Genomic DNA, 26,597 nt, shown 5'->3' with positions numbered 1-26,597 from the left:
GGATGCGGGATTCTTTATTGCTGGTGTTAATCCGGCAGCGGAACGCAGCCGCTCCTCGGCCGGTGGTTAGGCTTCTATCGTAGGGACGGTGGCCAGAATCTTCTGGAGAATGGTCTCGGACGTCTCGTTCTGGGCTTCTGCTTTGTAGGTGATGGCCAGGCGGTGGCGGAAAATATCCGGAGCTATCCATTTCACATCCGCCGGGGTGACGTAATCGCGACCCTGCAGCAGGGCGTGGGCGCGTGCGCCTTTCATGAGGAAAATACTGGCACGGGGCGATACTCCGTGGGAGATAAACGACTCCAGCTCTGCAAGGTTGTGGCGGGCCGGGTTCCGTGTGGCATCAACGAGACGTAGCACGTATTTCTCGATCTCCAGGCTGGTGTGAATCGTATCAAGTGATTCGCGCATGGTGAGGATTTCCTCGCCGCTGAGCACGGAGCGCACTTCGGTCTTCGGCTTGTTCACCGACATGCGGCGCATCACCTCGTGCTCCTCCTCGATGGTCGGATATTTGATCATCACCTTGAGCATGAAGCGATCCAGCTGCGCTTCCGGCAGTGTGTAGGTTCCTTCCTGCTCGATCGGATTCTGCGTGGCGAGCACCAGGAATGGCTCGTCCAGTTTATAGCTTTCCGTGCCGATCGTGACTTGTTTCTCCTGCATGGCCTCAAGCAGCGCACTCTGCACCTTGGCCGGGGAGCGGTTGATTTCATCCGCGAGGATAATGTTCGCGAAGACCGGTCCCTTGTGCGGGGAAAACTCTCCGGTCTTCTGGTTATAGATCAGCGTGCCTATGAGATCGCCGGGCAGAAGATCCGGGGTGAACTGGATGCGGGAAAAGGCCACGCCCAGTGTCTTGGCGAGTGTGGAGATCGTCAGTGTTTTCGCCAGGCCGGGCACGCCTTCGATGAGGATGTGGCCATTGCACAAAAGGCTGACCAAAAGGCGATCTACTAGGTCTCCCATGCCCACAACGACTTGGGAAATCTCTTCACGGACTTGCTGTAGTTTTAGGTTTTCCTGTGAGAAATGGATGGTATCGGACACGGGTAGTAAACTGATGTGTGTGCAGGGATCTGTCAGTGAGAAATTATTTTTCGGGAGACCAAGGAGCGGCGTCGTCCCGGCGCCGGATATGAATCCGGAAATAGGAGGACAGGATATTCCCAATGCCCTCGCTGCTGTGGCTTATCCGGCAGCAGAATGCAGCCGCTCCATGGGCGGAGGCTTCGTGAGCGGTGGCTTTGAAACAAGGAGCGGCGTCGTTCCGGCGCCGGATAAGAATCCGGAAATAGCAGGACAGGATATTCCCGAAGCCCTCGCTGCTGTGGTTTATCCGGCAGCAGGATGCAGCCGCTCCTTGGGCGGTGGCTTCGTGGCGGTGGCTTTGAAAACAAGGAGCGGCGTCGTTCCGGCGCCGGATAAGAATCCGGGAATAGCAGGACAGGATATTTCCAAAGCCCTCGCTGCAGTGCCTATCCGACCGTAAACCGCAATCGCTCCCCGTGCCGTTAGTCCAGGGTTTGGTGGAAGTTTTCGGTGTCTTTTACGGACAGAACAAAGGCTTCCAGTAGCTGGATGGTGGCTTCAATATCATCGAGGTGGGCGGTTTCCACTACGGAGTGCATGCAGCGCAGCGGCAGGGAGACCAGGGCGGATGGGATGCCTTCGCGGGAGGTGAAGATTTTATCCGTATCGGTCCCGGAGAAGCGGGAGGAGGATTCGTGCTGGATGGCGATTTTCTGTTTCCCGGAAAGCTCGATGAGGCGATCGACGATCAGCGGGTGGTTACAGGTGCCGTGGGTAAGGGTCGGGCCCTTGCCAAGTTTCACCAGGCCGAACTTCGCTGGATCGATCCCCGGGGTATCGGTGGCGTGGGTGACGTCCAGGCAGATGCACATTTCCGGTTTGATGCGGTAGGTGGCCATCATGGCACCGTGTCCGCCGATTTCTTCCTGGATGGCGTTCAGGCAGACGAGAGTCACCGCCGGTTTCTTCCCGGAAGCGGCGATCCGTTTCATGACCTGGGCAATGATGTAGGAGCCCAGGCGGTTATCGAGCGCGCGGGAGATCAGTCGATTGTGGGCAAGCTCCGCAGGGCCGTCCTGATTGACCATCGGGTGGCCAACGCGCAGGCCCATTTCCGCTACTTCCTTTGCGTTGGAGGCACCCACGTCCACCCATAGATCGTGCACTGCCGGGGCCTTTTCATTGCTGAGGGAATCACGGCGGAGGTGGATGGCGGTGTTGCCGATGATGCCGGAGACGATGCCTTTGCTGCCTAGGATATGCACGCGGCGGCCACGGGCGGTGGCTGCATCGGAGCCGCCCACGCGGTCGATCCGGAGGAAGCCTTTGTCATCGACGTGCTTGATAATGTAGCCGATCTCGTCCGCGTGTGCTTCCAGCATCACGATTTTCTCGGATTTTCCTTCGAGCGTGGCCCAGGTGGAGCCGTAGGCATCGCACTGCACCGAGGCGGCGGTCTTCTTGAGGTAATTTGCCCATACATTCTGCCCGGGCATCTCGAAGCCGGTCGGGGAAGGGGTGTCGAGGAGTTTGAAGAGAAATTCTTTGTCTGCCTTTTTCATATGCGGGAAGTGAAACCCAAACAGGGGAAAGGGCAATTTTCTTTTGAGGTGGAAGATGCGAGGAAGTGTCTTGTGACGGGTTCGAAGTGGAAGACTGCGCGGTGGTTCCGCGGGCGGTGGTTTTGAAAACAAGGAGCGGCGTCGTTCCGGCGCCGGATAAGAATCTGGAAATAGCAGGTCCGGATATTCTCGAAGCCCTCGCTGCTGTGGATTATCCGGCAGCAGAATGCAGCCGCTCCTTGGGCGGTGGTTCCGTTGCGGTGGCTTTGAAAACAAGGAGCGGCGTCGTTCCGGCGCCGGATAAGAATCAGGAAATAGCAGGACAAGATATTCCCGAAGCCTCCGCTGCTATGGCTTATCCGGCAGCAGAATGCAGCCGCTCCTTGGGCGGTGGCTCCGTGGACGATGGCTTTGAAAACAAGGAGCGGCGTCGTTCCGGCGCCGGATAAGGATTAGGAAATAGCAGGACAGGATATTCCCGAAGCCTTCGCTGCCGTGGCTTATCCGGCAGCAAAATGCAGCCGCTCCTTGAGCTTGGCTTGTGGATTAGTAGTCCAGATAACTAAAGCTTTTGGTTTGACAAAGAAGGGGGCTTCCGACAATGGTCCCGCAGTTGCCCGTAACGGATTTCCCGTCCTTCGGATGCATACTCCCCCCTTATGAAAAGGCTTTCCATATACAGTGCCGCGTGTTTTACGCTGCTCAACCTCACCGCAGCCCAAGGCCAGACTAGTTTTGAAATCTCATTTGCTAACTTTGTCTCATCTTCGGATTTCGATGGAACCAATTCGTCAGTGGGATCCTGGTATGACGGCAAAGAGGGCCTTGTTTTCACCAGCGTCTTCTCAGACGGGACCAAATCCGTTGGCGCAACCCTAGCTGCCACAAGTGCCTACAGCCCGAGAAATGAAGGGCTTAACGGTACAGCGGGTACCAATGACGTACAAATCAACCAGAGGAGAGATAATTCAGTCAGCTTCACCTTGTCTCTCTTCGATGAAGCAACGGGAAATCTGATCGATTCCTCATTCCTGGGAGGGGAATACGGTTACTCGTTGTCCTTTTATGACATTGATGGAATTGCTTCCGAAGGTCTCGATCAAATCACTTCCTACGATCATTCCAGTTATCTTTATCTGAAAGACAGTCTGCTTGATGTGACCACGAGTGGAAACTCGGTCACTGCAACGGCCAACGGGACCATTAACGATATTCCCAACCCTTCCTCTTCAACCGTTACCCTGACTGCCGCGCAGGAGTCGGCGATGATTGTGTTTGGTTTCGAAAATATTGCCCAAGCTGACTTCACCTACACGATTGTTGGAGGAAACTCGAATACCCAGCGTAATGCATTTATCGACGGCGGTGATTTCACCACCTTCGCAGGCGAGACAATTCCAGAGCCTACTTCCGCATTGCTCATCGGACTTGGTTCGATCGCTCTGTTGGTTCACCGTGGCACTAGAGCCTAGTTCGGGCGAAAACGCCGGGTAATCGGCGGCCTGTGAAAGACTTTAGCCTTCGCTGCTGGGGCTTATCCGGCAGCAGGATGCAGCCGCTCCTTGGGCGGTGGCTCCGTGGGCAGTGGCTTTGAAACAAGGAGCGGCGTCGTTCCGGCGCCGGATAAGCACTGGGAAATAGCAGGGGAGGATATTCCCGAAAGCTTCACTGCTGTGGCTTATCCGGCAGCAGAATGCAGCCGCTCCTTGGGCGGTGGCTCCGTCTGCGGTGGTTTTGGAAACAAGGAGCGGCGTCGTTCCGGCGCCGGATAAGAATCCGGAAATAGCCGGGCACGATATTCCCAAAGCCTTCGTTTCTTGGGCTTATCCCGCAACAGAACACATCCGCTCCTTGCTCGCTACGCCTTGTGGCTTGTCCGATAGATGGATTCTCAATAGAAACCATCCATGCGATTCTTCAACGATCTCGCGCAAACCGATGCCACGAAGAATCGGCTTCCACATTGGCAGCAGGAAGGAGCTACTTACTTCGTGACCTGGCGGCTGAAGGATTCCATCCCACGCAAGCTTCTGGACGAGTGGAAGATCGAGCGTGAGGAGTGGCGGGCCCGGAATCCACAACCATGGTCCATCGAGACCGAAACCGAATTTCATAAACGCTTCTCCACCCGCATCGATACCGTCATGGACAAAGGTCACGGCGAGTGCGTCTTAAGAAAAAAGAAGTGCAGGGAGGTTCTTTCCCATTGTTTCGACCAATTCGCCGAAGAGCGATTTCTGATGCACTCCTGGGTGGCGATGCCAAATCATGTGCATGCCCTCTTTACCATCGCGGAAGATAGGCAACTTGAAACGGTAGTGGGTGCCTGGAAGGGGAATTCTGCAAAGTCGATCAACCAGCTCATTGGTCAGACAGGATCGCTGTGGCAGAAAGACTACTTCGATAGAATCATCCGCGACTGGCAGCACATGTTCCGGGTGGCAAAGTATATCCGGAGAAACCCTACCAAAGGAAAATTGAAGGGAACGGACTACGCGCTCTATGAGGCCGATTGGGTGAAGCGAATGTTGGGCAACGCTGGTCTCGATTGAAGCAGTCAATCGAAGCCAAGGAGCGGTGGCTTTGAAACAAGGAGCGGCGTCGTTCCGGCGCCGGATATGGATTGGGAAATAGCAGAACAGGATATTCCCGGAGTCTTCGTGGCTCTGGCTTATCCGGCAGCAGAATGCAGCCGCTCCTTGGGCGGTGGTTCCGTGGCAGTGGTTGAGGGCAAGGAGCGGCGTCGTTCCGGCGCCGGATAAGGATCGGGAAATCGCAGGACAGGATATTCCCAAAGCCCTCGCTGTGCTATGGCTTATCCGGCAGCAGAATGCAGCCGCTCCTTGGGCGGTGGTTCCGTGGCGGTGGTTTTGAAACAAGGAGCGGCGTCGTTCCGGCGCCGGATAAGAATCGGGAAATAGCTAGTGGAACAAAAGGGGTGGGGTATGTTCCTTTTTTGTATCAAAAAGAAGATCGCGGATGCGATAAATAATAAATAACCAAAATTAGTAAAAGCTACTCATTGAAATAGAAATAACACGAGCATTCTAGTCGTATTATTACGAGTAAACCCGAGTATCTTATTTATGTGAAAACCTGATGAAATCCGATTTGGTTCCCAGTTAGTCATCCAGTATCAGAAAGTGTCTTGCAGTCTCAATGTTTAGTTGGTAAACATCCACATCGTGTTTGGCTTGAAGAAGCCGCCAGCTCCTATTTCGGGAACTGACGGCGTTTGATTGCCTTCCGTTGAAATTACGTCGCTTGAACCAGCTTTCTCAGGGCCTTGGATCGGGCGGCGTATTCTGCTTTTGGGGCGATTGATTCCATGGGTTCAGTAGGCGCGGTGGGAGACGGATTCGCTCCAGTCCGAGTGACCGGTGAGGCCGCCCATGGCGCGGAGGCGGTAGATGTAGAGCTTGCCGGATTCCAGGTTACTGACGGGGATGTTCCGGGAGCTGGAGGTGAACGGGATCTCGATCCATTCCCCGGAGGCGCCGGTGGTTTCATCGACCAGGGCATACTGGCCCTCGTATCCACGGCTGTTCCTAACGGACTTGCCGGTGGTGAGTGTCTGGCGGGCGATCCCGTTTTTCACGGTAACGGTGGCGGGCGCGGGCAGCTGCTCGCTCACACGATTATTGCTCACGGCCTCGAATCCGCTGGAGAGGAGGATGGAAAGGTTGTTCCCGGATTCCTCCGTCACATAGCTCGCCAATTTCTTGAGGAGATTGTAGAGCTCCTGCTTGCGGATGTTCCGTTCCGCGGTGGCGGCGGTGCCTCCCTGGACCATGGCGGCCTTTGATGCTTCCAGCGCGGCGATGGCCGCATCGAACACGGTCTTCTCCACGGGTGGGGCGGGGAAGTCCTCCGTCTCCGCATACAAGTTTGTGGATACGCCATAGGCTGTGTTCAGTATTCCTGAATCACCTTTTCTTGCGAACGTAAGTGATACTCTTTGTGTCTGTATTTTCATGTTTGGATATTGTTTTTGTTTGTTTTGTTATCCGTTAGGAAAAATCACACCGATATGGCGTTTTTTGACCGTGAGAAACCTATTACCCGAAAAATGTTTATTTCGGCAATACTTATTTTCAATGGGGGTCGGCAGCTTGGAAGTATGAATATTCTTCATGGTAAAACCAATTTTCTTAAAGCTGTTATTTTTAGTGAGTTACGAACTATTGGAGGTGGTTTCCGGGGGTGAATATGCCGGAAAATGATATACCCCACGTAATCGCGTATACATGTTTGCGTGGCCGTTTTTGGATAATGGTTTTTGCAGATTTCACGCAAAATCCGTGCTAAAAAGCACCATCTGGAAGCCTTGGTGAACGGTTTTTGCGGTGAATTACGCACCAAATAGGGATCGAACGGTGGAAATATCGCGGGAAAATCCGCTGAATCACAGGTCACAAGCAACCTTCAACGAGGCATTGCTTACCTTCAACGAGGCATTGCTTACCTTCAAATAGGCCTTGCTTACCTTCAACGAGGCCTTGCTTACCTTCAACGAGGCCTTGCTTACCTTCAATGTGGGCTTGCTTACGTTCAACGAGGGCTTGCTTACCTTCAACGAGAGCTTGCTTACCTTCAACGAGGCGTTGCTTACCTTCAATGTGACGTTGCTTACCTTCAACGGAGCCTTGCTTACCTTCAACGAGGCGTTGCTTACCTTCAACGAGGCGTTGCTTACCTTCAACGAGGCGTTGCTTACCTTCAACGAGGCGTTGCTTACCTTCAACGTGGCATTGCTTACCTTCAACAAGGCATTGCTTACCTTCAACGTGGGCTTGCTTACCTTCAACGAGGCATTGCTTACCTTCAACGTGGCGTTGCTTACCTTCAACGAGAGCTTGCTTACCTTCAACGAGGCGTTGCTTACCTTCAACGAGGCGTTGCTCATCTTCAACGAGACGTTGCTTACCTTCAATGTGGCGTTGCTTACCTTCAACGAGGCGTTGCTTACCTTCAACGGGGCGTTGCTTACTGATGATCTGGTCTCAAGCGTAGCTTTTGATGGCTATTCGGCTGAAGTGGTCATGTCGTAGGGTGGGCGGTATCGATTCCCAATATAGTGCATTGCCCGGAAGGTGGAATCCAATGTCTGATTGGGATCTATTTCATTGGTTCTTAGTGAGTCATGAATCGAAAATACAGATATGGGTATTTTGAATAAAAGTCTCCAAGGCGAATAATATTCCGAGCCGGTCTTTTTCCTATCGCGGCAGGGCTGTGAACTGATAGTTCATGTCCTTCACATCCCCTACAGTCCAGAAAGTCCAGCCACGCATGCCCCCGAAGAAACCCGCTCCCACAGAGCTTACCAAATCTTTAGAGAAATCCTTTTGGGAGGCCGCCACCAACCTGCAGGGTACCTTTGAGTCTTCGGACTGGAGCGGAGCGACAGAGGCGTTGAGGAACTACGGTGAAATGTCTATCAATAAGAAAAGGAATGGCGGGGCGCTCCAAAGGTTCGTTGAGAACAACCTCGTCGACTGCGGTCTTACAATTCAACTTAACAGTGCAGTATGACCCCACAGGAAAAACAGGAACTCAGCGAGGAGGACATTTGCGACCTCTTCATAACTCCAGCTATTAAGAGCGCCGGCTGGGATCAATTTAAGCAGATCCGCCGTGAAGTAACTCTCACACCTGGACCCATCGTCGTTCGCGGCAACATGTCGTCTCGGAACAAAAAGAAGAAGAAATTCGCGGACTATGTCCTCCAGTGGGAAAAAGGCGTTCCAATCGCCGTGGTGGAAGCGAAAGCCTATGATCCCACGAAAGGAGCCAGCCACGGTCTTCAACAGGCCTTAGGCTACACGAATATTCTCAACGTCCCGTGTGCATTCAGCTCGAACGGCGAAGCCTTTGCCTCCCACAACAAGGTTCCAAAGCCTGGCGAAGACATCGAATGTGAATTTACTCTCGAATCCTTTCCGCCTCCCTCCGTCCTTTGGGATCGCTACAAGAAGCATCGTAACATTAAGGACGAAGCCGAGGAGCTTATCACCGAGCCCTACTACGTGGATCCTAGTGGGAAAGCTCCCTACTATTTCCAGTCGGAAGCGATCAACCTTATCCTCGAAGCCGTGGCCAAGGGGGATAAACGCTTGTTGCTTGTCATGGCCACCGGCACGGGCAAGACCTACACCACGTTCCAGATCATCTGGCGGCTTTGGAAGGCGAAGAAAGCCAAGCGCATTCTCTTCCTGGTAGATCGTAACATCCTTGCCGACCAAACGTTGGTGAATGACTTCAAGCCCTTCGGCTCCGTCATGACCAAGATCAAGAATCGCAAGATTGATCCATCCTATGAAATTCATCTAGGGCTGTATCAGGCACTCACTGGCCCCGATGAGGAAGACAAGATCTTCAAGTCCGTTTCCAGGGACTTCTTTGACCTCATCGTGATTGACGAGTGCCATCGAGGCAGCGCCAAGGAAGATTCCGCATGGAGGGAGATTCTGGAGTATTTTGATAATGCCATTCAGATCGGTCTGACCGCTACTCCACGGGAGACCAAATACGCATCGAATATCACTTATTTCGGCGATCCGGTTTACACCTACAAGCTGAAGCAGGGCATCGAAGACGGTTTCCTAGCACCTTATAAAGTCGTCCGGTATTACTTGGACAAGGATCTGGAAGGCTGGACGCCACCCGAGGGCATGACAGACGACTTGGGGAAAGAAATCGAGAGCCGCACCTACAACCAGAAGGATATGGATCGCATCCTTGTTCTCAACAAGCGCACTAAGCTCGTAGCGAAGTGCGTGATGAAACTTCTCAACGCCACGGATCCTTTTTCAAAAACCATCATCTTCTGCGAGGATATCGATCACGCCGAGCGCATGCGCGTAGCGATCACCAATGAGGCTGGAAAACTGGCGCTCGATAATCCGAAATACGTGATGCGCATCACGGGCGATAGCGTTGAAGGAAAGGCAGAGCTGGATAACTTCATCGACCCCGAATCCAATTTCCCCGTCATCGCCACGACTTCCGAGTTGATGACCACCGGAGTGGATGCGAAGACCTGCAAGCTGATCGTACTCGATAAGACGATCAACTCCATGACCACCTTTAAACAGATCATCGGGCGGGGCACGCGCATTGATGAAGAACACGGGAAATATTTCTTCACCGTCATGGATTTCAAAGGTGCTACCCAACTCTTCAAGGATCCGGACTTCGACGGGGATCCCGTCGTTATTTTTGAGCCTGATCCCGATGACGACCCGGTTCCACCCGATCCGGAACCTGATCCGGACGAAGACGAAGACGACGACGACGACGACGGAACAGGCGGCATCAAAAAGATCTATGTCAGCGGATTGGAAGTGAAAATCCTCGCGAAAACGGTGGAGTATCGCGGCGACGATGGAGAAATGGTCACCGAGTCCTACCAAGACTACAGCCGGAAGAATATTCTCAAGGAGTATGCCTCGCTGGATGAGTTCATCAACAAGTGGAAGGTCTCCAAGAAAAAGACCGCCATCATCAAGGAGCTGGAAGAATACGGGATCGAACTCGATAAACTCGCGGAAGAAGTCGGCCAGGACTACGGAGACTTCGATCTCATCTGCCACATCGCTTTCGATCAGCCTCCACTCTCCCGCAGGGAACGCGCGGACAACGTGAAAAAGCGTGACTACTTCACCAAATACGGTGAACAAGCCCGTGCAGTTCTTGAAGCCCTTTTGGAGAAATATGCGGACGAAGGTGTTCTCACCATAGAAAGCACGAAAGTCCTCAAACTCACCCCCTTCGACAAGATGGGAACTCCTGTGGAAATCATCAACAAGGTCTTCGGAGGGAAGGCGAAATACGAAAGCGCCCTGCAAGAGCTTGAGCGCGAAATTTTTGAGCAAAAACAATCAGCATGAGCAACGTAAGCGGAACCATTAAGTCCATCCAGGACATCATGCGAAAGGACGTCGGTGTCGATGGTGATGCCCAGCGCATCAGTCAGTTGGTGTGGATGTTCTTCCTGAAAATCTACGATGACAGGGAGGAAGAGATCGAACTCCTCGAGGATAACTACGAATCTCCTCTCCCCGAAAATCTTCGCTGGCGCAACTGGGCTGCGGATTCTGAGGCCATGACGGGCAACGACCTCAGCGAGTTCATCAACAACGAACTATTCCCAACGCTCAAGGAGCAGCTCATCTTGGAAGGCCCTAACGGAAAACGCGCCCAAGTCATCCGCAATGTCTTCGAGGATGCCTACAACTACATGAAGTCTGGCACCCTGATACGCCAGGTCATTAACAAGATCAGTGAGATCAATTTTAACGACAGCCAAGACCGCCACACCTTCGGCAACATCTACGAGCAAATCCTCAAGGATTTGCAGAGCGCGGGAAACGCCGGGGAGTTCTACACCCCACGCGCGGTCACGGAATTCATCATCAATCGCGTGGATCCCAAGCTTGAGGAATCCGTGCTTGATCCCGCCTGCGGCACCGGGGGATTCCTCGCCTGCACCATCGACCACAAACGCAGCAAATACGTCAAATCTGGCGAGGATGCGGAAACCCTGATTGGCAGCATACACGGGGTCGAAAAGAAAGCCCTGCCACACATGCTCTGCACGACGAACATGATCCTGCATGGCATCGATACGCCGACGAACATCCGCCACGACAATACCCTCAGCCGTCCCTACAAGGACTACGGGGAAAAAGACCGTGTAAACGTTATCGTCACCAACCCTCCCTTCGGCGGCACTGAGGAGGACGGCATCGAGAACAATTTTCCCGCCACCTACCGCACCCGCGAGACGGCCGATCTCTTCATGGCGCTCATTATTAAGCTGCTGAAAAACCACGGCCGCGCCGCCGTCGTCCTGCCGGATGGCTTCCTGTTCGGCGAGGGTATGAAAACCCGTCTCAAGCAGGATCTGCTGGAGAAGTGCAATCTTCACACCATCGTCCGCCTGCCCAATGGCGTCTTTAATCCTTACACCGGCATCAAGACAAACATCCTCTTCTTCACCAAGAAGCCGGAGAGCGAGCAACCCGGCACCAAGCACATCTGGTTCTACGAGCATCCCTACCCGGAAGGCGTGGTCAGCTACAACAAGACCAAGCCGATGCGCTTCGAGGAGTTCCAGCCCGAGATCGACTGGTGGGGCTCCGAGGCCGACCGCTTCAAAAAGCGCAAGGAAACCGAGCAGGCCTGGAAAGTCAGCATCGAGGACATCGCCGCCCGCAACTACAACCTCGACATCACCAACCCCCACGTCGGCGAAACCGTCACCCACGACCCCGAGGAATTGCTCGCCACCTACGCCCAACAGCAGGGCGAAATCCAGGATCTGCGCGACCAGTTGAAATCCATTCTAGCCACCGCCCTTGCGGGAAATCAGTGATGAGCGCAGCAGAAACACTCATCACCGAACACCTCGACACTTGGACTTCGGCGATCAAGGCCAAGTCCTCCGCCGGACGCGGCGGCGGGAAAAAGGAAGAGTTCTACGGGATCAAGAAACTGCGCGAGCTGATCCTGGAACTGGCGGTGCGGGGGCTGTTGGTGTCGCAAGATCCGAAGGATGAACCGGCGTCGGAGTTGCTGAAGAAAATTTCGAAGGAAAAGGCACACCTTGTTAAGGAAGGGAAACTCAAGAAGCCGAAGAAGCTACCGCCGCCTTCTGATGGACAACTTCTATTCAAGGTGCCGCCAGGATGGGTGTGGGTTCGATTAGGGGACGCGGTCAATAAAATTACAGACGGCACTCATCATTCACCACCAAACACGGACACGGGTGACTATTTATACATCTCCGCAAAAAACATTAAAAACGATGGAGTGCAGACATCAAATGCAACGTTTGTGACCAAGGAGGTTCACGACGAGATCTATTCGCGATGCGATCCTGAATTTGGGGACATTTTATACATTAAGGATGGAGCAACGACAGGTATTGCCACCATTAACGATCTTAATGTACCTTTCTCGATGCTCTCAAGCGTCGCTCTTTTGAAATGCCCTCGCGGCATTTTAAACTCCTATCTATTGCTTTCGCTGCGAGCTCCGTATTTTTATCAAGAGATGCGAGCCGGAATGACTGGCGTAGCCATTACTCGGGTTACTCTAAAGAAGCTCGACTACGCACTTCTGTCCCTCCCACCCCTCGCCGAGCAACAGCGGATCGTGGCGAAAGTGGAAAAGCTGATGGCGCTGTGCGATCAGTTGGAGCAGAAGCAAGAGGACAGCGTGCGCACGCACGGCGCCCTGGTGGAAACGCTCCTCGGCGCCTTGACGGCCGCCAGCGAACGCGGCGCCTTTGCCGAAGCCTGGCAGCGCATCGCCTCCCACTTCGACACCCTCTTCACCACCGAATCCAGCATCGACCAACTCAAACAAACCATCCTCCAACTCGCCATCATGGGCAAACTCGTCGAACAGGATCCAGGGGATGAATCAGCCGAGAAAATTATTAAGAATCTAACCCTCGAACGGAATCGATTGATCAAAGAGAAGGTGATTCCCAAAGCCAAGAAGTTGGAGTCTCCCCGCGAAAAGCCCCATACCGTTCCTTCAACGTGGTGCTGGACCCAACTCGGATCACTTACTCACCTGATCGAGTATGGAACCTCTCAAAAGTCCAACGATGACCCTTCAAAGGTTCCGGTCTATCGCATGGGGGATATTAAAGAGGGCTCACTTTACGACGATAAACTAAAATTCGTTCCGCCGGACATAGACGATCTACCCCGTCTATTCCTTGAACCAACCGACATCCTTTTTAATCGGACGAACAGTGCCGAGTTGGTGGGCAAAGCGGCAATCTTCAAAGGCACTCCAAATACACATACATTTGCCTCTTATCTGATCCGAGTAAGGGTTCCTGCCCAATTCCTAAAGCCAGAGTTCATCAATCTCTGTTTCCAGGCTCCGTATTTCAGGGTTACGCAAATTGATCCGGAAATCATCCAGCAATGCGGACAAGCGAACTTCAATGGAACAAAGCTAGCTCATACGCTATTTCCCATTCCTCCCCTCGCCGAACAGCTCCGCATCGTCGCCAAAGTCGATGAGCTGATGGCGCTGTGCGACCAGCTCAAAGCGAGCCTCGCCACCGCCCAAGCCACCCAACTCAACCTCGCCGACACCCTCGTCGAGCAGGCCATTGGATAAACGCCCAACTCCGCCCACCATCCATGCGCCTCCAACACGTCCACATCAGCGACTACAAGAACCTGAAGGATTTCACCCTCAACTTCGACAACGACAGCTTCCTCGACGTCTTCGTCGGCAAAAACGGCACCGGTAAATCCAACCTTTTCGAAGCCCTAATCGAAATCTTCCGCCATCTTTATGAAGGTTTAAAGATCCCACCGACATTCGACTACAAGATCAGCTATACGATCGAGGAAACGGAAGTCCTAATCGAATGGAACGAGGGTCAACTCCGCATCAATGGTGACGAAAGAAAAACCCTTGGAAAAACCTTACTCCCCGAAAATGTTCTAGTGTATTACTCAGGGCATAACCAGACGGTCACTAGGCTAATTGATGCATATACATCAGCATTTGAAAGCCGAATAAAGTTAGCGGCTTTAGATGAAAGCCCCAGATTCATTGGAATCGGGTCGAATCATAAAGAGCTCTTATTGTCAGCACTGCTACTCCAACCCGACAGCTCTGTCGCCCGAAAATACATAGAAAAGAAGCTAGAGATCACATCGATCTCTGACAGCGCTCAAGTAATACTGAAACGACCCTACTTCGCTAAAAGCAAAGTGATAATAGAGGAATTTGATCCACGCACTCATTACTGGGGTGCTAAGGGTATAACTCATGATTTCTTACTCAGGCTGCAGAATTGTGTGAAGGGTGAATTTAAGCATCGAGAAATCTATGACGAGAAAAGCGATACTTATACCTTAAATCTTGATAGGGACCTATTTGAAAAAGAATTCAAAACCGACACTCCGAGTGTCTTCAATCATCTGCACAACTTGCAGATACTTGACATGCTTGAGCGCATTTCAATTCCGCTCACAATCAAGGATACAGACCAAGGCAACGTTGACTACTTCAGCGACGGTCAATTTCAATCCGTTTATATCTTCGCAATCACCGAGCTCTTCAAAGAGCGCCACTGCCTCACCCTCCTAGACGAACCTGATTCCTTCCTCCACCCTGAGTGGCAACACGAGTTCCTCAGCCAGATCTTCGAGATCTCAGACGCCGCCACCCAGACTAACCACACCCTCCTCAGCAGCCACAGCGCCTCAACGATTTCTTCGAGCACCGACAGCCTTATCAGCCTGTTTGAAATCGACGGGCATACCGTAAAAGTCTCCAAAGTTCCCAAAGGCGAAGTCATCACCTCCCTTTCCGCAGGATTGATCACGTTCTCAGAATCAGAGGCACGGCTGAATATCCAACACGTGCTTGAAAATACGTCAGGTGCAGTCCTTTTCACAGAGGGGATTACCGACGAGATTATCTTGGAGACTGCGTGGTCGAAGCTGTATCCGAGCGAGGAGCGCCCATTCGAAATCCAGAATGCGTTCGACTGTTTTTTCTTAGCAAATTTGTTAAAGCGCGATTCTCTTTACCAAGAACACCCAAATCGGGTGTTTTTTGGTGTCTTCGATTTCGATGATGGTTACAGCAGTTGGTATCGAATAAATGAAGACGATGACTTGGAAACTAACCCCTCAAAGTGTCTGACAAAGAAGAACAAGCATCATGAGGGCTACGGACTTCTGCTTCCGGTTCCAAGCACGTCAACGATCAAAGATCAGGTGATCAATCCCATCAATGGTCACACTTACAGGCACAATTCACTTCTAACGATTGAGCTTCTTTTCCACGACGTGCCAGGACTCGAATCATACTTTAAGGTCGATACGGAGCGGACGGATAATTTCAAGAATTTTAAGGGAAGGAAGACGAGATTTGCCAAAAACATCGTACCCAGCCTGGATGCTGAGCACTTCAAGGTGTTCGAACCTATCTTCGAGTTTATAAGATCAAAGTGCGCCACACCCGTTACTGCTAACCCAACAAACTAAGCTCATGAACTTCGAACAGCCCAAGCCCGACTCCAAAAAATATTCCGATCTCATTTCCGATATCGAAAAAGGGATCATCAAGATCCCGAAGTTCCAACGCGAGTTCGTCTGGGGCATCGACAAGACCGCCAAGCTTTTGGACAGCATCTTGAAAGGCTATCCCATCGGCACCTTCATCCTCTGGAAAACCGATGAGCGGATCAACGACATCAAGAATGTCGGCAACCTGGACATCCCGCCAACGCCTGACGGGACAAAGGTGGAATACGTCTTAGACGGCCAGCAGCGGATCACATCCCTGTTTGCCGCCTATCGCGGAGCCAAGATCCAAAAGATCGGGGAGAAGAAAGTGACGGACTATGGTGACATCGTGGTGAACATCGACGTCGACATCAGCGATAGCGACGGACAAGTTATTTCCTCAGAGCCAACCGGCGAGAAGTCGATCTCGTTGAGCACCGTTCTGAACTTCAGCTTTGCAAAGGCGAAGGAACTGGAATCTAAGTTTACCGGCGACGAACTGCAGCTCATTGATTCCTACGCGAATGCTTTCCGCACTTACGAGTTCTCAACCGTGGTCTTGAGGAAAGAGGACATTGATTCAGCGATCGAAGTCTTCACCCGCATCAACACCGGTGGCCAGACCCTGACGCTCTTCGAAATCATGTCCGCGAAGACCTATGATGAGGAACAGAGCTTCGACATGACGGTGAAGTGGGGCGACTTCATCAAGGAGCTTAAAGACATCAAATACGAAGGGGTTTCCAACTCGGTTGTCCTGAGCCTCTTGTCACTCGTCCTTAGCCGGACAAAGGAATGCAAGCGCAAGACGATCCTAGCTCTGGACAAACACACGCTCATCGATGCATGGGACGATGCGATCTCGGCATTGAAGGACAGCATCGATTACTTCCGGACAACTTACCGGATCCCTGTTTCACAAATCCTGCCCTACGATGCGCTCCTCATTCCCTTCGCCTACTTTTTCTACCACAAGAAGGACAAGCCAAGTGGGCAGCAAAAGAAGCTTCTTGAAGAGTTCTTTTGGAGGATGTCCCTTTCTTTCCGATACTCCAGCTCCACGGAATCGAAGCTGGCGCAGGATATCAAACGGATCGATACGATCCTTGAGGGGAAACGCCCCGACTACGCTGATATCAAAGTGAACTTGGAATCACCTAGAGCGCTGGTTACGACGAATTTCAGTGCCGGGAATAGCTTCTGCAAAGCAATCCTGTGCCTGCTTGCTTACCAAGAACCCAAGGACTTCCGAGACAACGGCAAGGTAATCTTGGACAACTCTTGGCTCAAAATCGCCAACAGCAAGAACTACCATCACTTCTTCCCGAAAGCCTATCTTGCTGCAAAGCAGATTCAGAATGGCAATAGCTTGGTGAACATCACTTTCGTCAGCGACCATCTCAACAAGCGCAAGATCGGTGCGAAAGCACCATCGGTTTACATCGGCGATTTCCACGATGAGAACAGCGAGATCGATATCGCTCTGACATCCCACTTCATCAGTCTGAATGGGTTCGGGATAGAGAGTGACGACTACGCGACATTCTTGGCACAGAGATCCAAGCTGATCTATGACTCACTAAAGTCCCGTATCGATCTGACCCATCAGGAGTCCGTGAATGAAGAGTTGGAAGAGCTGATCGTTGGCGGTGAAAGTGAAAAGGTAGAGTTCAAGTCCACTCTGCGCTATGACCTGAGAACCAAGGTCGTAAACAAGAAGCTGGAATTTGTGATCGCAAAGACCATCGCAGCTTTCCTGAACTCCGAAGGGGGAGACCTCCTTATCGGGATTGACGATGATTCAAACGCGCTGGGTTTGGAAACTGACCTACAAACGCTGGAGAAGCAGAATATCGACGGCTTCGAGTTGCTGTTGATCGGGATCATCAAGAAATACGTCGGCACGGAATATGGCAACCACATCAAGATCTCATTCCCCATTTACGACAGTCAGCAAATCTGCCGCGTCCGTGTGTCACGTAGCGGCACGCCGGTGTTCACGACTTATGAAGGTAAGGAAGAATTCTTTGTCCGGACCGGCTGCTCTTCCCAACCATTGGGCAGGGGGGAACAAAGTATCTACGAGAAGGAACACTGGACGTAGGTTGAATTTTCAAAAGGTCCTGGAATGGTAGTTCGATGTTCACATAGGGCACTTCAAAAGCCTCATCTTGACTGAGGGAAAAACGAACGATGATCAGTGGAAGGCTGGCACCTTTGTGGCTGGGGATTTTCTACTGGGGATTATCCGGCAGCGGAACGCAGCCGCTCCTTGGGCGGTGGTTTTGTGGCGGTGGTTGAGGGGCACGGATCGGCGTCGTTTCGGCAGCGGATAGGGATTTGGGGAATGGCGGGGTGCTTTGTTTCCTGGGTGGATAGGGCCGGGATTCCGGAGGGGAGGGAAAAGAGATGATCATAAGGTCGATGTTCCTTATCCCGCATCGCGATAAATGCTTTTCTGAGGGATTGTCCCCGATCATGCTCGCGCTCTTTCCACCTCATGAATCCGAGCCAAATTAAGAACATCTTCTGGGACGTCGACGGCGTGCTGGCGGATCTGAACTACGCCTATTTCCATTTCCTGACGGAGCATCCGAATTACCGGGATCGTTACGCGGGGCTGAAGTGGGAGCAACTGTCCGAAGTCCTGCCCATCCTTCCTGAGTATGGAGCGCTGGAGTTGAAGACGCATCCGGAGCTGGGTGCGGAGATGGACCGGGATTTCTGTGCCGATCAGGCGTTTTTCCGGAATCGGCCGCTCTACCCGAAGGCGATCGAGGTGCTCAAGCGGCTGAATGAGCGGGGCTACCGCCAGTTCACGATGTCGGCGACCTTCGATGTGGAGGCGAAGACCGCCTACCTCAACGATATCCTGGCGCCGGTGAGCGACTTCCTGACCATCGAATGCGTGCAGCACGGTGAGTTCATGCACGATACGGCCAAGATCGATCGGCTGCGGCTGTGTTATGAGAAATACGGGCTAAACCCGGACGAGACGATCCTCGTAGACGACCGGATCTATAACCAGCATGCGGCGATCGAGTCGGGTGCGCATCCGGTGCGCCTGCGCTGCGAGTTCACGAGCGACCTGCCGGAAGAACTGGCGTGGATCCCGGAGTTCAAGGATGTGGAGGCTGTAGCTGATTGGCTGGTGGGGGCCGAGTGAGGAGTGGAAGACTTGGGCTTGGGTTGATGTGGCTGGGGTTTTGTGGCTGGGGTTTATCCGGCAGCAGAATGCAGCCGCTCCTTGGGCGGTGGTTTTGTGGCGGTGGTTTAGGGCAAGGAGCGGCGTCGTTCCGGCGCCGGATAAGGATTGGGAAATTGCAGGAGAGGATATTTCCGGAGTCTTCGTGGCTGGGGTTTATCCGGCAGCAGGATGCAGCCGCTCCTTGGGCGGAGTTAGTCCAAGCGGTAGATGCCTAGCATTCCGTTTTGGGTGCCTTGGATGATATAGGTGTTGTCTTTTTCATCGGCCATGGTGGCCATGCAGGCGGCGGGTTGGCCGTTCTGGGAGATGGTGGATTGGTAGGCGATGGTGGAGTCCGGTTCGATGGTCCATGTGATAACTCCGCCGGATTCGCCGCAGGTGGCGATGATAGGTTTGTTGAGTTTTTTGCTGAAGGCGTAGGTGATGAGCCAGGCGTCATCGCCGATCTCGGTGAGTGGGCGTGTGGTGATGAGGCTGCCGTCTTCTGTTTTCAACATGTGGAGGCTTTTTCCAGTTTTCTTGATTCCGGATAGGACGAGGCAGGTTTTGCCGCCGTCGATAATCTTGAAGTCCCAGATTCTGGAGCCTTTGGGAATTGATTTGCTGAGGACGGTGGGTTGTTCCGCAGGGTGGGCGAGGTCCAGCTTGTAGATGGTGCGGGAGTGTTTGTAGTAGAGGGTGTTGGTGGCGGGATCGATGGTGTAGCTGTCGTGGACCTGTTTTAGATCTGCCAAGAGGATCTCGGGTTTGGAGCCGGGTATCTGCCAGTCCCAGATGTAGGTGGATGATTTTGGCTTTTTATTGCCGATTTTTGGAGGGGTGTAGCCAAAGATTATTTTACTGGAGTCCGGGGTGAAGATGCAATCGTAGACGTAGCCGAGCTTGAATTCTGTGGAGAAGTCGACGGTCCAATCGTCATCGGTGGATCTGATCTGGAGGAGTGTGTTATTGTGCCCGTGGTTTTTATCCGCGCCGGAGCTGAAGAGCATGTGACGGCCATCCGGGGAGGTGGCGATGCATTTGATGTAGCGCGGGGTGGCGGGGCGGTGTTTTATGATTTTTCCTTCCGGTAGGGAGATTTCGTGGACGCCCCGGTGGCCGAAGCTTACGAGGAGGTTGTCTGTGCCTGCACGTTTCACAGGGGTTCTGGCGAGGTCACCGCCGAGGGCGGGTTCCACTTTAAAATAGCGGATGGGGGTGAGGACGGAGGCTGGACTATCCGCTTCCAGGGCGAAGGTGTTTCCGTAGGGTGATGATTCATAGAAGCGTGCAACAGCTTCCGGGGCGGTGTCTTTCAAGATGGCGACGAGCGCTTTATGCTCGTTATACCTGTGGGCAAATTTGACGAAGCTGGTGAGTAGGTGTGTGCTTTCCGGGTAGCGCTGCATGGCTACGATCATTCCTTCCTTGGCGAGCTCCCAGTCCACGAGATCTGGGCGGTAGTTGGTGAGTTCATGGATTTTCTCGAAGACGAGTACGCGGGCGTACATTTCCTTGCCTAGTTCTCCGCCGATTCTGCCCGGGATGGTTTTATAGAAGCGGTAGTCATCGCCTTGCGCTCCGTGCCATTTGGTCTGCAGAAAGTTGGTGATGTCTCCGTGGATGAAGGTGGATTCCGGGCTGGCTGCGATGGAGGGGGTGAGGAGTTCATCGTAGCATTTCTGGATATCCCAGCCTTGGCCGAGGGCGATGGACATGGCAGCCGAGTAGATGTTGGCGTTGGGGTAGGGCTTTCCGTTTAGGGGGGCGATTTCTTGATCGAAGATGGTTTTGGCTTTATCCAGGCGCTGGCTAAAGAGTTTCCAGTCGTCTGCTCCGACGGTGTTGGCGTAGCCACCGCCACGGGCTTTCCAGGCAAAGTTCACCCAATAGAGGATTCTGGCTGTGGGAATGAGAAGGGAGTTTGGGGATGCCGCTTCCCATTCATCGTATGATGCATACCACTTTTCCCATGTGGCATCCGTATCGGAGTCTTCGAGGTGGTAGCTGGGATTGAGATAGGCTTGTATGTGATCGAAGAGTAGTAACCCGTTGCTGAGGGTCTGCTTTTTTATGTGGGCGGTGTCTGCGTAGTCGTCGAGGGCGGCCCAGTCTTTTGCATTGAATAGCTTTTTCGTTTTTGCTTCGATTTGATTTAGCTCCTTTTCGAAGTTTTCCGCTTTCAGTGGGGTGCAGAAAAGAAACAGCGCCAGGGATAGAAGTGCGCAAACAAGGTTTTTCATCACGCTAGATGGCGGTTTATACTAGATGAAGACAAGGAAAAATATATGTCGTTTAGTAGGTGGATGGTGTTGTGAAAAAGAAAATGTAATACCCAAGGAGGCGTGAATAGCTGGGGTTAATGGCTTGGGTTGGCAAAGGTGATGGAATCTCCTTCTGCATATGGGGGAGGGATGTGGTTGGTTGGGTTTGGGTTGATATGGCTGGAGTTTTGTGGCGGTGGTTGAGGGCAAGGAGCGGCGTCGTTCCGGTGCCGGATAGGGACTGGGAAATAGTAGGAGAGGATATTTCCGGAGTCTTCGTGGCTGGGGTTTATCCGGCAGCAGAATGCAGCCGCTCCTTGGGGCTGGGTGGATAATTCGGGCTTCCGGATGGGGGGCGGATGTCCTAGAAGAGGCGGAGAAAGTATTGTGAGCATTGACCATCCAAAACTCGTGGATTTCTGCGGGATCAACCAAGACGAGGGCAGCTGTGTGCTGGTGATAGCCGATGACCGGGAATGGAATGACTGGGAGCACCTTCAGGCGCTTCAAAAGAAGCTGAACAATTACCTGGCGTTCATCGAATCCGGGGAGATCTACACGGCCCGCCCGGCGGCGCGGGGGCTTGAGATCGAGATTGCGATTCGCTGCAAGTTCGTGCCTGAGGGAGAGGATGATTTCAGCGCTCTGCGATTGGCTAGGACGGCGATTGAAGACGCGGGGTTCCGGTTCTCGGTGGTGACGGAGATGGGTAGGTTTGAGATTCCGGGGGGTTGAATGGGGAGGGGCTTTTTTCGAGAGGCTAGATAAGTGAGGAGGCTTTTTGGGCTGTGGCTTTGAGGCTGGGGTCTTTGTAGCTGGGGTTTATCCGGCAGCAGGATGCAGCCGCTCCTTGGGCTGGGGTTTTGTGGCGGTGGTTTTGGGCATGGAGCTGGGTTGGGTGGCGGTGGTTTTGAAAGATCTTGATGGGGGGAGAATTATGGGGAGGATAATGACCCGATCTTGAAAGGTCTTTGACGTTTGTGCGTAATGATGCGGGATCGGGATCGACCCTTTTCTTTCATTTGAATGTATTATTGAGCCAGTGACGGGGAGTCATAGGTTCACTGATGCAGGTGGATGACTGTGAGGAGGGGAGCGGCCACGGAGCTTTTCAAAATAAAAACCAAAGATAGTGATACAGATGAGAAAGATTTTAACGACGGTGGGGATAGCGCTGGTGACGATGACTGGCTTGAGCGCGGATGAGCGGTTCCTGCTGCAGTATGATCAGCCGGCGGTGAATGATCTGGTGAAGTCGAAGGGGAAGAGCAAGGAGCCGGGTTTTATCAAGACGGCGCTGCCGCTGGGTAACGGGAGGCTGGGGGCGATGTTCTCCGGGGGGATCGAGCAGGAGCAGGTGATGATCAATGATATCACGCTGTGGACGGATGCGAAGCGGGGCGAGGACGAGGTGACGCAATCCGGGACGCGATCGGTGACGCCGGAGGATTTCGATAAGGTGAGGGAGGCATACCGGACGGAGAAATTCGGCGAGGGTCCGGAGAGCATGGAGGCGATTTCCACGAAGTATCTGAGCTCCAAGGAGCCGCTTGGGAATTACTCGCCGTTCGCGAATCTGGTGGTGACGACGGGTCACGATGAGAAGGCGGTGAGCGGGTATCGCCGTTCCCTGGACTCCCGCACGGGGCTGGGGCGGGTGAGCTATGAGATGGATGGGGGAACATATACCCGGGAATTTTTCTGCAGCTATCCGAATGATGTGATGGGTGCGCGCTTCACGGCTGAGAAGGGGGAGCTGAATCTGACGATCCAGAGTCAGACAAACCACAAGGTGGTGGAGCTGAAGGCGGCGGGCAACCGGATCACGCTTATGGGCAAGGCCTCGATGGTGAAGGATGATGTGGAGTTCATGCAGCTGGTGGAGATCGAGGCGGTGGATGGCAAGGTGGAGCCGCAGAAGAATGGCTCCGTGAAGGTGAGCGGTGCGACGGATGTGCGCATTTATCTGGCGGGATATACGGATTACCTGCCAGTTTTCCCAAGCTTCAAGGGCCGTGACTTCAAGGGAGATACGGTGAAGGTGATGGATGCGGCGAGCAAGCTGGGATACGATGAGCTGAAGAAGGCGCATGTGGCGGATGTGACGGAGCTGATGATGCGCTGCCGGCTGGAGCTTGATTTCAAACCGACGGGTCTGACAACGGACAAGCTGGTGAAGAAGGAGAGCCGCGAGCTGGAGAATCTTTATTTCAACTACGGGCGCTATCTGCAGATCAGCAGCTCACGCGGTGCGCCGGTGCCCTCGAATCTACAGGGGCTGTGGAATGCGAGTCTGAAGCCGATGTGGAACTGTGATTACCACACGGATATCAATCTCTCGATGAACTACTGGATGGTGGAGACTGCGAATCTGCCGGAGTCCTTTTCCCCTTTCGTGGAGTATCTGAGGGTGATCGCCGATTCCGGGAAGGTGACGGCGCGTGAGAGCTACAACATCGACAAGGGCTGGACGATGGGGCTGAACGGGAATGTGTATGGCTTCACCGCGCAGAACGAGCACGGGCGCAGGGCGCAGCAGGCGGGGCATTGGCTGTCGCAGCATTTGTTCGAGCACTACGCCTTCGGCGGGGATGAGGAGTATCTAAAAGATGTGTATCCGATCATGAAGGGGGCGGCGGAGTTTTTCGTGGAGTTCCTGGCGCCGCTGGAAGATGGAACTCTGGCGGTGTATCCGACGTGGTCACCTGAGAACAACTACGGCAAGGGCAAGCTGAACAAGCAGACGCTGGGCGCGGCGTGGGACCAACAGCTGATTCTGAATCTCTTCACCGACTGCATAGAGGCGGGGCATATCCTGGGTGTGGACGAGGATTTCCGCAAGACGCTGAAGGAGATGATCCCGAAGCTGAGCCCGCAGAAGATCGGCAAGCACGGGCAGCTGCAGGAGTGGCCGAAGGATCTGGATGATCCGAGGAATACGCACAGGCATATTTCCCATCTGATCGCGCTGCACCCGGGCAGGGATATTTCCCCGCTGACGACGAAGGAGCTCTCCGATGCTGCGCTGGTGACGATGGCGCACCGTGGTGATGCCTCGACAGGATGGAGCACGGGCTGGAAGACAAACTTCTGGGCGCGGCTGCACAATGGCGACCGTGCGCACAACATCTACAGGTTCCTGACCTCTAAGCGTGCGTATCCGAATTTGTTCGATTTCCACCCGCCATTCCAGATCGACGGGAACTTCGGCGGGACAGCCGGTGTCTGCGAAATGCTACTGCAGAGCCATCTCCGCAGTGTGGATGACAATGCGGGAAATGTGGCGGACGCTGCGTTCGTGGCATATAAACAGGACGATAAGAATCCCAAGAACTTCCTGCCGGTGGTGCCGGATGAGAGTCTGGCGGATGCACCGTATATCCTCCACCTGCTGCCTGCGCTGCCGGGTGTGTGGCCGAAGGGCAAGGTCTATGGCCTGCGTGCCCGCGGTGGGCTGGAAGTGGACATCGCCTGGGATGGCAACAAGCTGCAGAAGGCGGTGATCCGGGCGACGCGGGATACGAAGTTCCGCGTGTATTCCGAAGGGAAGCTGAGCGGGGTGATTTCCCTGAAAGAGGGCGAGACGCGCGAGATCGACTAAATAGATTGACCGGGGATAAAGCGTCCCTCCCAAGCTCGAACACATTTCCCTCAGTGGTTCTTCGTCTCTGCTTGGCTGGTGCGTGCGCCTGCGTTGCTGGAGCGAGGGTATCCGAAAGCCCGGTGGCCTGTTATCCGGTGACTTCCACTGCGCTTTTTCTGGTGTTTTACAGCGGGGTGCTGACGCTGCCGGATATGCCGGACGCGTATAACCGCAAGAAGGATCTCTTCGAGTTCATCAAGCAACTGCCGATGACCTACGATGAGACGAAGGTGCTGGAGATGGAAATCGGCAATCACATCAGTCTGGCACGCAGCACGGGCGATACGTGGCTGGTGGCGGGATCTGGAGCTCGATTTCCTGAAGCCGGATGAGACGTATGATGTGACACTTCATGAAGATACCGCGGAGGGTGATTACAAAGTCAACGGGGCGTGGAACCGTAGGGAAGCGGCTAAAAAGAAGCTCTCATTCGAGTCGACCGAGACGAAGCGTGAGCTGTATCAGATCCGCTAGATGACGGTAAAAAAGGGTGACAAGATCTCTGCGAAGATTGCGCCGGGTGGCGTGCACTGCATGTGGATTTGGCCGGTGAAATAAGTTCATTCGCCTGGCGATGGAAATGGTAGGGTTTCATCCACTACCCCTCGTTTCAGGGGGTAGACGGCTCTGAGTGTTTAGTGGCACTATCGTGCAGATTTCCGATCGGATCGAACATCTTTCTGAATGGAAGGAAATTTTCCAAATATGAAAAAAACACTACTGATACTAACGACAGGCCTGGTTGCTGCAGGATCCGCGCATGCTGCGCTGATAACCTTCAACAGCTTTTCAAATGATGCCATTGGGACCGGCACGGCAACAGCCAATGAATCCACCGCAGGCCTCGTGGTCACAAGAAGCACCATAGCCGTTGGCGGTGTTGACCAATACCTGTTTGCAGTGAGCTACACTGGTTCTGATTTCGACGGAGACACGGTTAACGATACACTGACCTTTAATATGCGGGTTTCCGCGATGGGTGCAAATACTGTTGGCGGGACGGAACCAGCAGCAGAAGGGCAAAACTACTCCGGAAGTGTCGCCCTTGATGGGGTCGCGGCCAATGTTTTCTCGAATGGAAGTTCCTTCACTGTGGGTAATACCTTATTTAGCGGAGGTCAGACTCTAATTTACTCGATTGAGGATATTTCCCTGAATTCGCTGGCAGGATATCAGGCGGTGCTCAATGGATTCGATCAATACCGCATCAATGAAATCGGCACCAGCAACAGTCATCAAACGGTGACCGGTGTTGGTTCGGACCTGTTTCTGGCAGACACAAACGGCAGCAGAACAATCCTTCTCAACGGCACAGTCGATGAGGGTGGAACTGCCGGCTACCAGGATACACTCTACGTTACAGCGAGGAGTCCGGACGGCGGCGGTGGCAATCCGCAGCGGATGGGAATCCTCAATGTCGGCTTCGACATAACAGTGGATGTTATCCCGGAGCCTTCTTCCGCTGCACTGCTCGGGCTAGGTGCTCTGGGTCTGCTACTCCGGAGAAAACGCTGCTAATCCAACGCTCTGGAAAGTTCTCCAAGTTCCACCGGATCCCGATCCCGTGGAGCTTTTCTGTGTGGTAGTTGGTGTCGTGGGAACGATTACAAGTTCAACGGTGCGTGGAATCATAGGGAGGGGGCGAAAAGGAAACGGGGAAAAAGGGCGCTAAGATCTCTGCCGACGTGGCTCCTTGCCTGTGGATAGCGGGTGAAGCAGTCTCATCGGACAGGCGATAGAAGTGCCATGGATTCATCCACTACCCCTCGTTTCAGGGGGTATACAGTCCGAAATGTTTACGGCAGTATTAATTCAAGGCCGGAGAGAAGTTACGGATGAAACACCCCCCAG

Annotated in this window: 21 protein-coding genes; 17 read left to right on the top strand and 4 right to left on the bottom strand. The window is 53.4% G+C overall.

Annotated features, from left to right (window positions below):
* Positions 1-66 precede the first annotated feature (66 nt).
* On the bottom strand, positions 67-1,050 hold the full coding sequence (locus AAGA79_RS07950) for an AAA family ATPase (protein WP_411825261.1): 984 nt from the start codon (positions 1,048-1,050) through the stop codon (positions 67-69).
* A gap of 88 nt (positions 1,051-1,138) precedes the next feature.
* Between AAGA79_RS07950 and AAGA79_RS07945 the strand changes: the two genes are divergently transcribed.
* On the top strand, positions 1,139-1,492 hold the full coding sequence (locus tag AAGA79_RS07945) for a hypothetical protein (RefSeq protein WP_411825260.1): 354 nt from the start codon (positions 1,139-1,141) through the stop codon (positions 1,490-1,492).
* Between the two features lie 22 nt (positions 1,493-1,514).
* On the opposite strand, the gene AAGA79_RS07940 is transcribed toward AAGA79_RS07945, so the two are convergent.
* The gene (locus AAGA79_RS07940) at positions 1,515-2,594 is read right to left on the bottom strand and encodes a M20/M25/M40 family metallo-hydrolase (RefSeq protein WP_411825259.1); all 1,080 of its coding nucleotides are present in this window, start codon (positions 2,592-2,594) and stop codon (positions 1,515-1,517) included.
* A 65-nt stretch (positions 2,595-2,659) separates the two neighbouring features.
* Here AAGA79_RS07940 and AAGA79_RS07935 point away from each other — a divergent pair, with 65 nt between their 5' ends.
* From AAGA79_RS07935 to AAGA79_RS07920, 4 genes are all read left to right on the top strand, one after another.
* The gene (locus AAGA79_RS07935; protein WP_411825258.1) at positions 2,660-3,043 is read left to right on the top strand and encodes a hypothetical protein; all 384 of its coding nucleotides are present in this window, start codon (positions 2,660-2,662) and stop codon (positions 3,041-3,043) included.
* Positions 3,044-3,253: 210 nt separating this feature from the next.
* The gene (locus AAGA79_RS07930; protein ID WP_411825257.1) at positions 3,254-4,066 is read left to right on the top strand and encodes a PEP-CTERM sorting domain-containing protein; all 813 of its coding nucleotides are present in this window, start codon (positions 3,254-3,256) and stop codon (positions 4,064-4,066) included.
* Between the two features lie 435 nt (positions 4,067-4,501).
* Entirely contained in the window at positions 4,502-5,146 is a 645-nt protein-coding gene (locus tag AAGA79_RS07925) for a transposase (protein ID WP_411825256.1), read from the top strand.
* A 66-nt stretch (positions 5,147-5,212) separates the two neighbouring features.
* A complete protein-coding gene (locus tag AAGA79_RS07920) occupies positions 5,213-5,356 on the top strand; it encodes a hypothetical protein (RefSeq protein WP_411825255.1) in 144 nt (47 codons plus the stop codon).
* 572 nt (positions 5,357-5,928) lie between these two features.
* Here AAGA79_RS07920 and AAGA79_RS07915 read toward each other — a convergent pair.
* The gene (locus tag AAGA79_RS07915) at positions 5,929-6,570 is read right to left on the bottom strand and encodes a hypothetical protein (protein ID WP_411825254.1); all 642 of its coding nucleotides are present in this window, start codon (positions 6,568-6,570) and stop codon (positions 5,929-5,931) included.
* 502 nt (positions 6,571-7,072) lie between these two features.
* Between AAGA79_RS07915 and AAGA79_RS07910 the strand changes: the two genes are divergently transcribed.
* From AAGA79_RS07910 to AAGA79_RS07880, 7 genes are all read left to right on the top strand, one after another.
* A complete protein-coding gene (locus tag AAGA79_RS07910; protein ID WP_411825253.1) occupies positions 7,073-7,645 on the top strand; it encodes a hypothetical protein in 573 nt (190 codons plus the stop codon).
* Positions 7,646-8,125: 480 nt separating this feature from the next.
* Positions 8,126-10,486, top strand: a complete 2,361-nt coding sequence (hsdR, locus tag AAGA79_RS07905; RefSeq protein ID WP_411825252.1) for an EcoAI/FtnUII family type I restriction enzme subunit R — start codon at positions 8,126-8,128, stop codon at positions 10,484-10,486.
* Entirely contained in the window at positions 10,483-11,973 is a 1,491-nt protein-coding gene (locus AAGA79_RS07900) for an N-6 DNA methylase (protein ID WP_411825251.1), read from the top strand. Before hsdR ends, AAGA79_RS07900 begins: the two co-directional genes overlap by 4 nt.
* Positions 11,973-13,742, top strand: a complete 1,770-nt coding sequence (locus AAGA79_RS07895; RefSeq protein ID WP_411825250.1) for a restriction endonuclease subunit S — start codon at positions 11,973-11,975, stop codon at positions 13,740-13,742. Before AAGA79_RS07900 ends, AAGA79_RS07895 begins: the two co-directional genes overlap by 1 nt.
* A gap of 23 nt (positions 13,743-13,765) precedes the next feature.
* Positions 13,766-15,631 (top strand): AAA family ATPase, encoded by a 1,866-nt coding sequence (locus AAGA79_RS07890; protein ID WP_411825249.1) that lies wholly within the window; start codon positions 13,766-13,768, stop codon positions 15,629-15,631.
* A gap of 4 nt (positions 15,632-15,635) precedes the next feature.
* The gene (locus AAGA79_RS07885; RefSeq protein WP_411825248.1) at positions 15,636-17,756 is read left to right on the top strand and encodes a DUF262 domain-containing protein; all 2,121 of its coding nucleotides are present in this window, start codon (positions 15,636-15,638) and stop codon (positions 17,754-17,756) included.
* Between the two features lie 396 nt (positions 17,757-18,152).
* The gene (locus AAGA79_RS07880) at positions 18,153-18,818 is read left to right on the top strand and encodes an HAD family hydrolase (RefSeq protein WP_411825247.1); all 666 of its coding nucleotides are present in this window, start codon (positions 18,153-18,155) and stop codon (positions 18,816-18,818) included.
* A gap of 233 nt (positions 18,819-19,051) precedes the next feature.
* On the opposite strand, the gene AAGA79_RS07875 is transcribed toward AAGA79_RS07880, so the two are convergent.
* Positions 19,052-21,082: a hypothetical protein gene (locus tag AAGA79_RS07875; protein WP_411825246.1), complete on the bottom strand. Its 2,031-nt coding sequence runs from the start codon at positions 21,080-21,082 to the stop codon at positions 19,052-19,054.
* A gap of 408 nt (positions 21,083-21,490) precedes the next feature.
* On the opposite strand from AAGA79_RS07875, the gene AAGA79_RS07870 reads away from it, so the two are divergent.
* From AAGA79_RS07870 to AAGA79_RS07850, 5 genes are all read left to right on the top strand, one after another.
* On the top strand, positions 21,491-21,838 hold the full coding sequence (locus AAGA79_RS07870) for a DUF6572 domain-containing protein (RefSeq protein ID WP_411825245.1): 348 nt from the start codon (positions 21,491-21,493) through the stop codon (positions 21,836-21,838).
* Positions 21,839-22,244: 406 nt separating this feature from the next.
* On the top strand, positions 22,245-24,704 hold the full coding sequence (locus tag AAGA79_RS07865) for a glycosyl hydrolase family 95 catalytic domain-containing protein (protein WP_411825244.1): 2,460 nt from the start codon (positions 22,245-22,247) through the stop codon (positions 24,702-24,704).
* 53 nt (positions 24,705-24,757) lie between these two features.
* On the top strand, positions 24,758-25,078 hold the full coding sequence (locus AAGA79_RS07860; protein ID WP_411825243.1) for a hypothetical protein: 321 nt from the start codon (positions 24,758-24,760) through the stop codon (positions 25,076-25,078).
* 10 nt (positions 25,079-25,088) lie between these two features.
* On the top strand, positions 25,089-25,220 hold the full coding sequence (locus AAGA79_RS07855; RefSeq protein WP_411825242.1) for a hypothetical protein: 132 nt from the start codon (positions 25,089-25,091) through the stop codon (positions 25,218-25,220).
* Between the two features lie 231 nt (positions 25,221-25,451).
* Positions 25,452-26,264: a PEP-CTERM sorting domain-containing protein gene (locus tag AAGA79_RS07850; protein WP_411825241.1), complete on the top strand. Its 813-nt coding sequence runs from the start codon at positions 25,452-25,454 to the stop codon at positions 26,262-26,264.
* The last annotated feature ends 333 nt before the right edge of the window (positions 26,265-26,597 follow it).

The organism is Luteolibacter sp. AS25, from assembly GCF_046736275.1.
GTDB lineage: Bacteria > Verrucomicrobiota > Verrucomicrobiia > Verrucomicrobiales > Akkermansiaceae > Luteolibacter.
The sequence above is the reverse complement of the archived record's forward strand: the minus strand, read 5'-3'. Positions and strand labels throughout refer to the sequence as shown.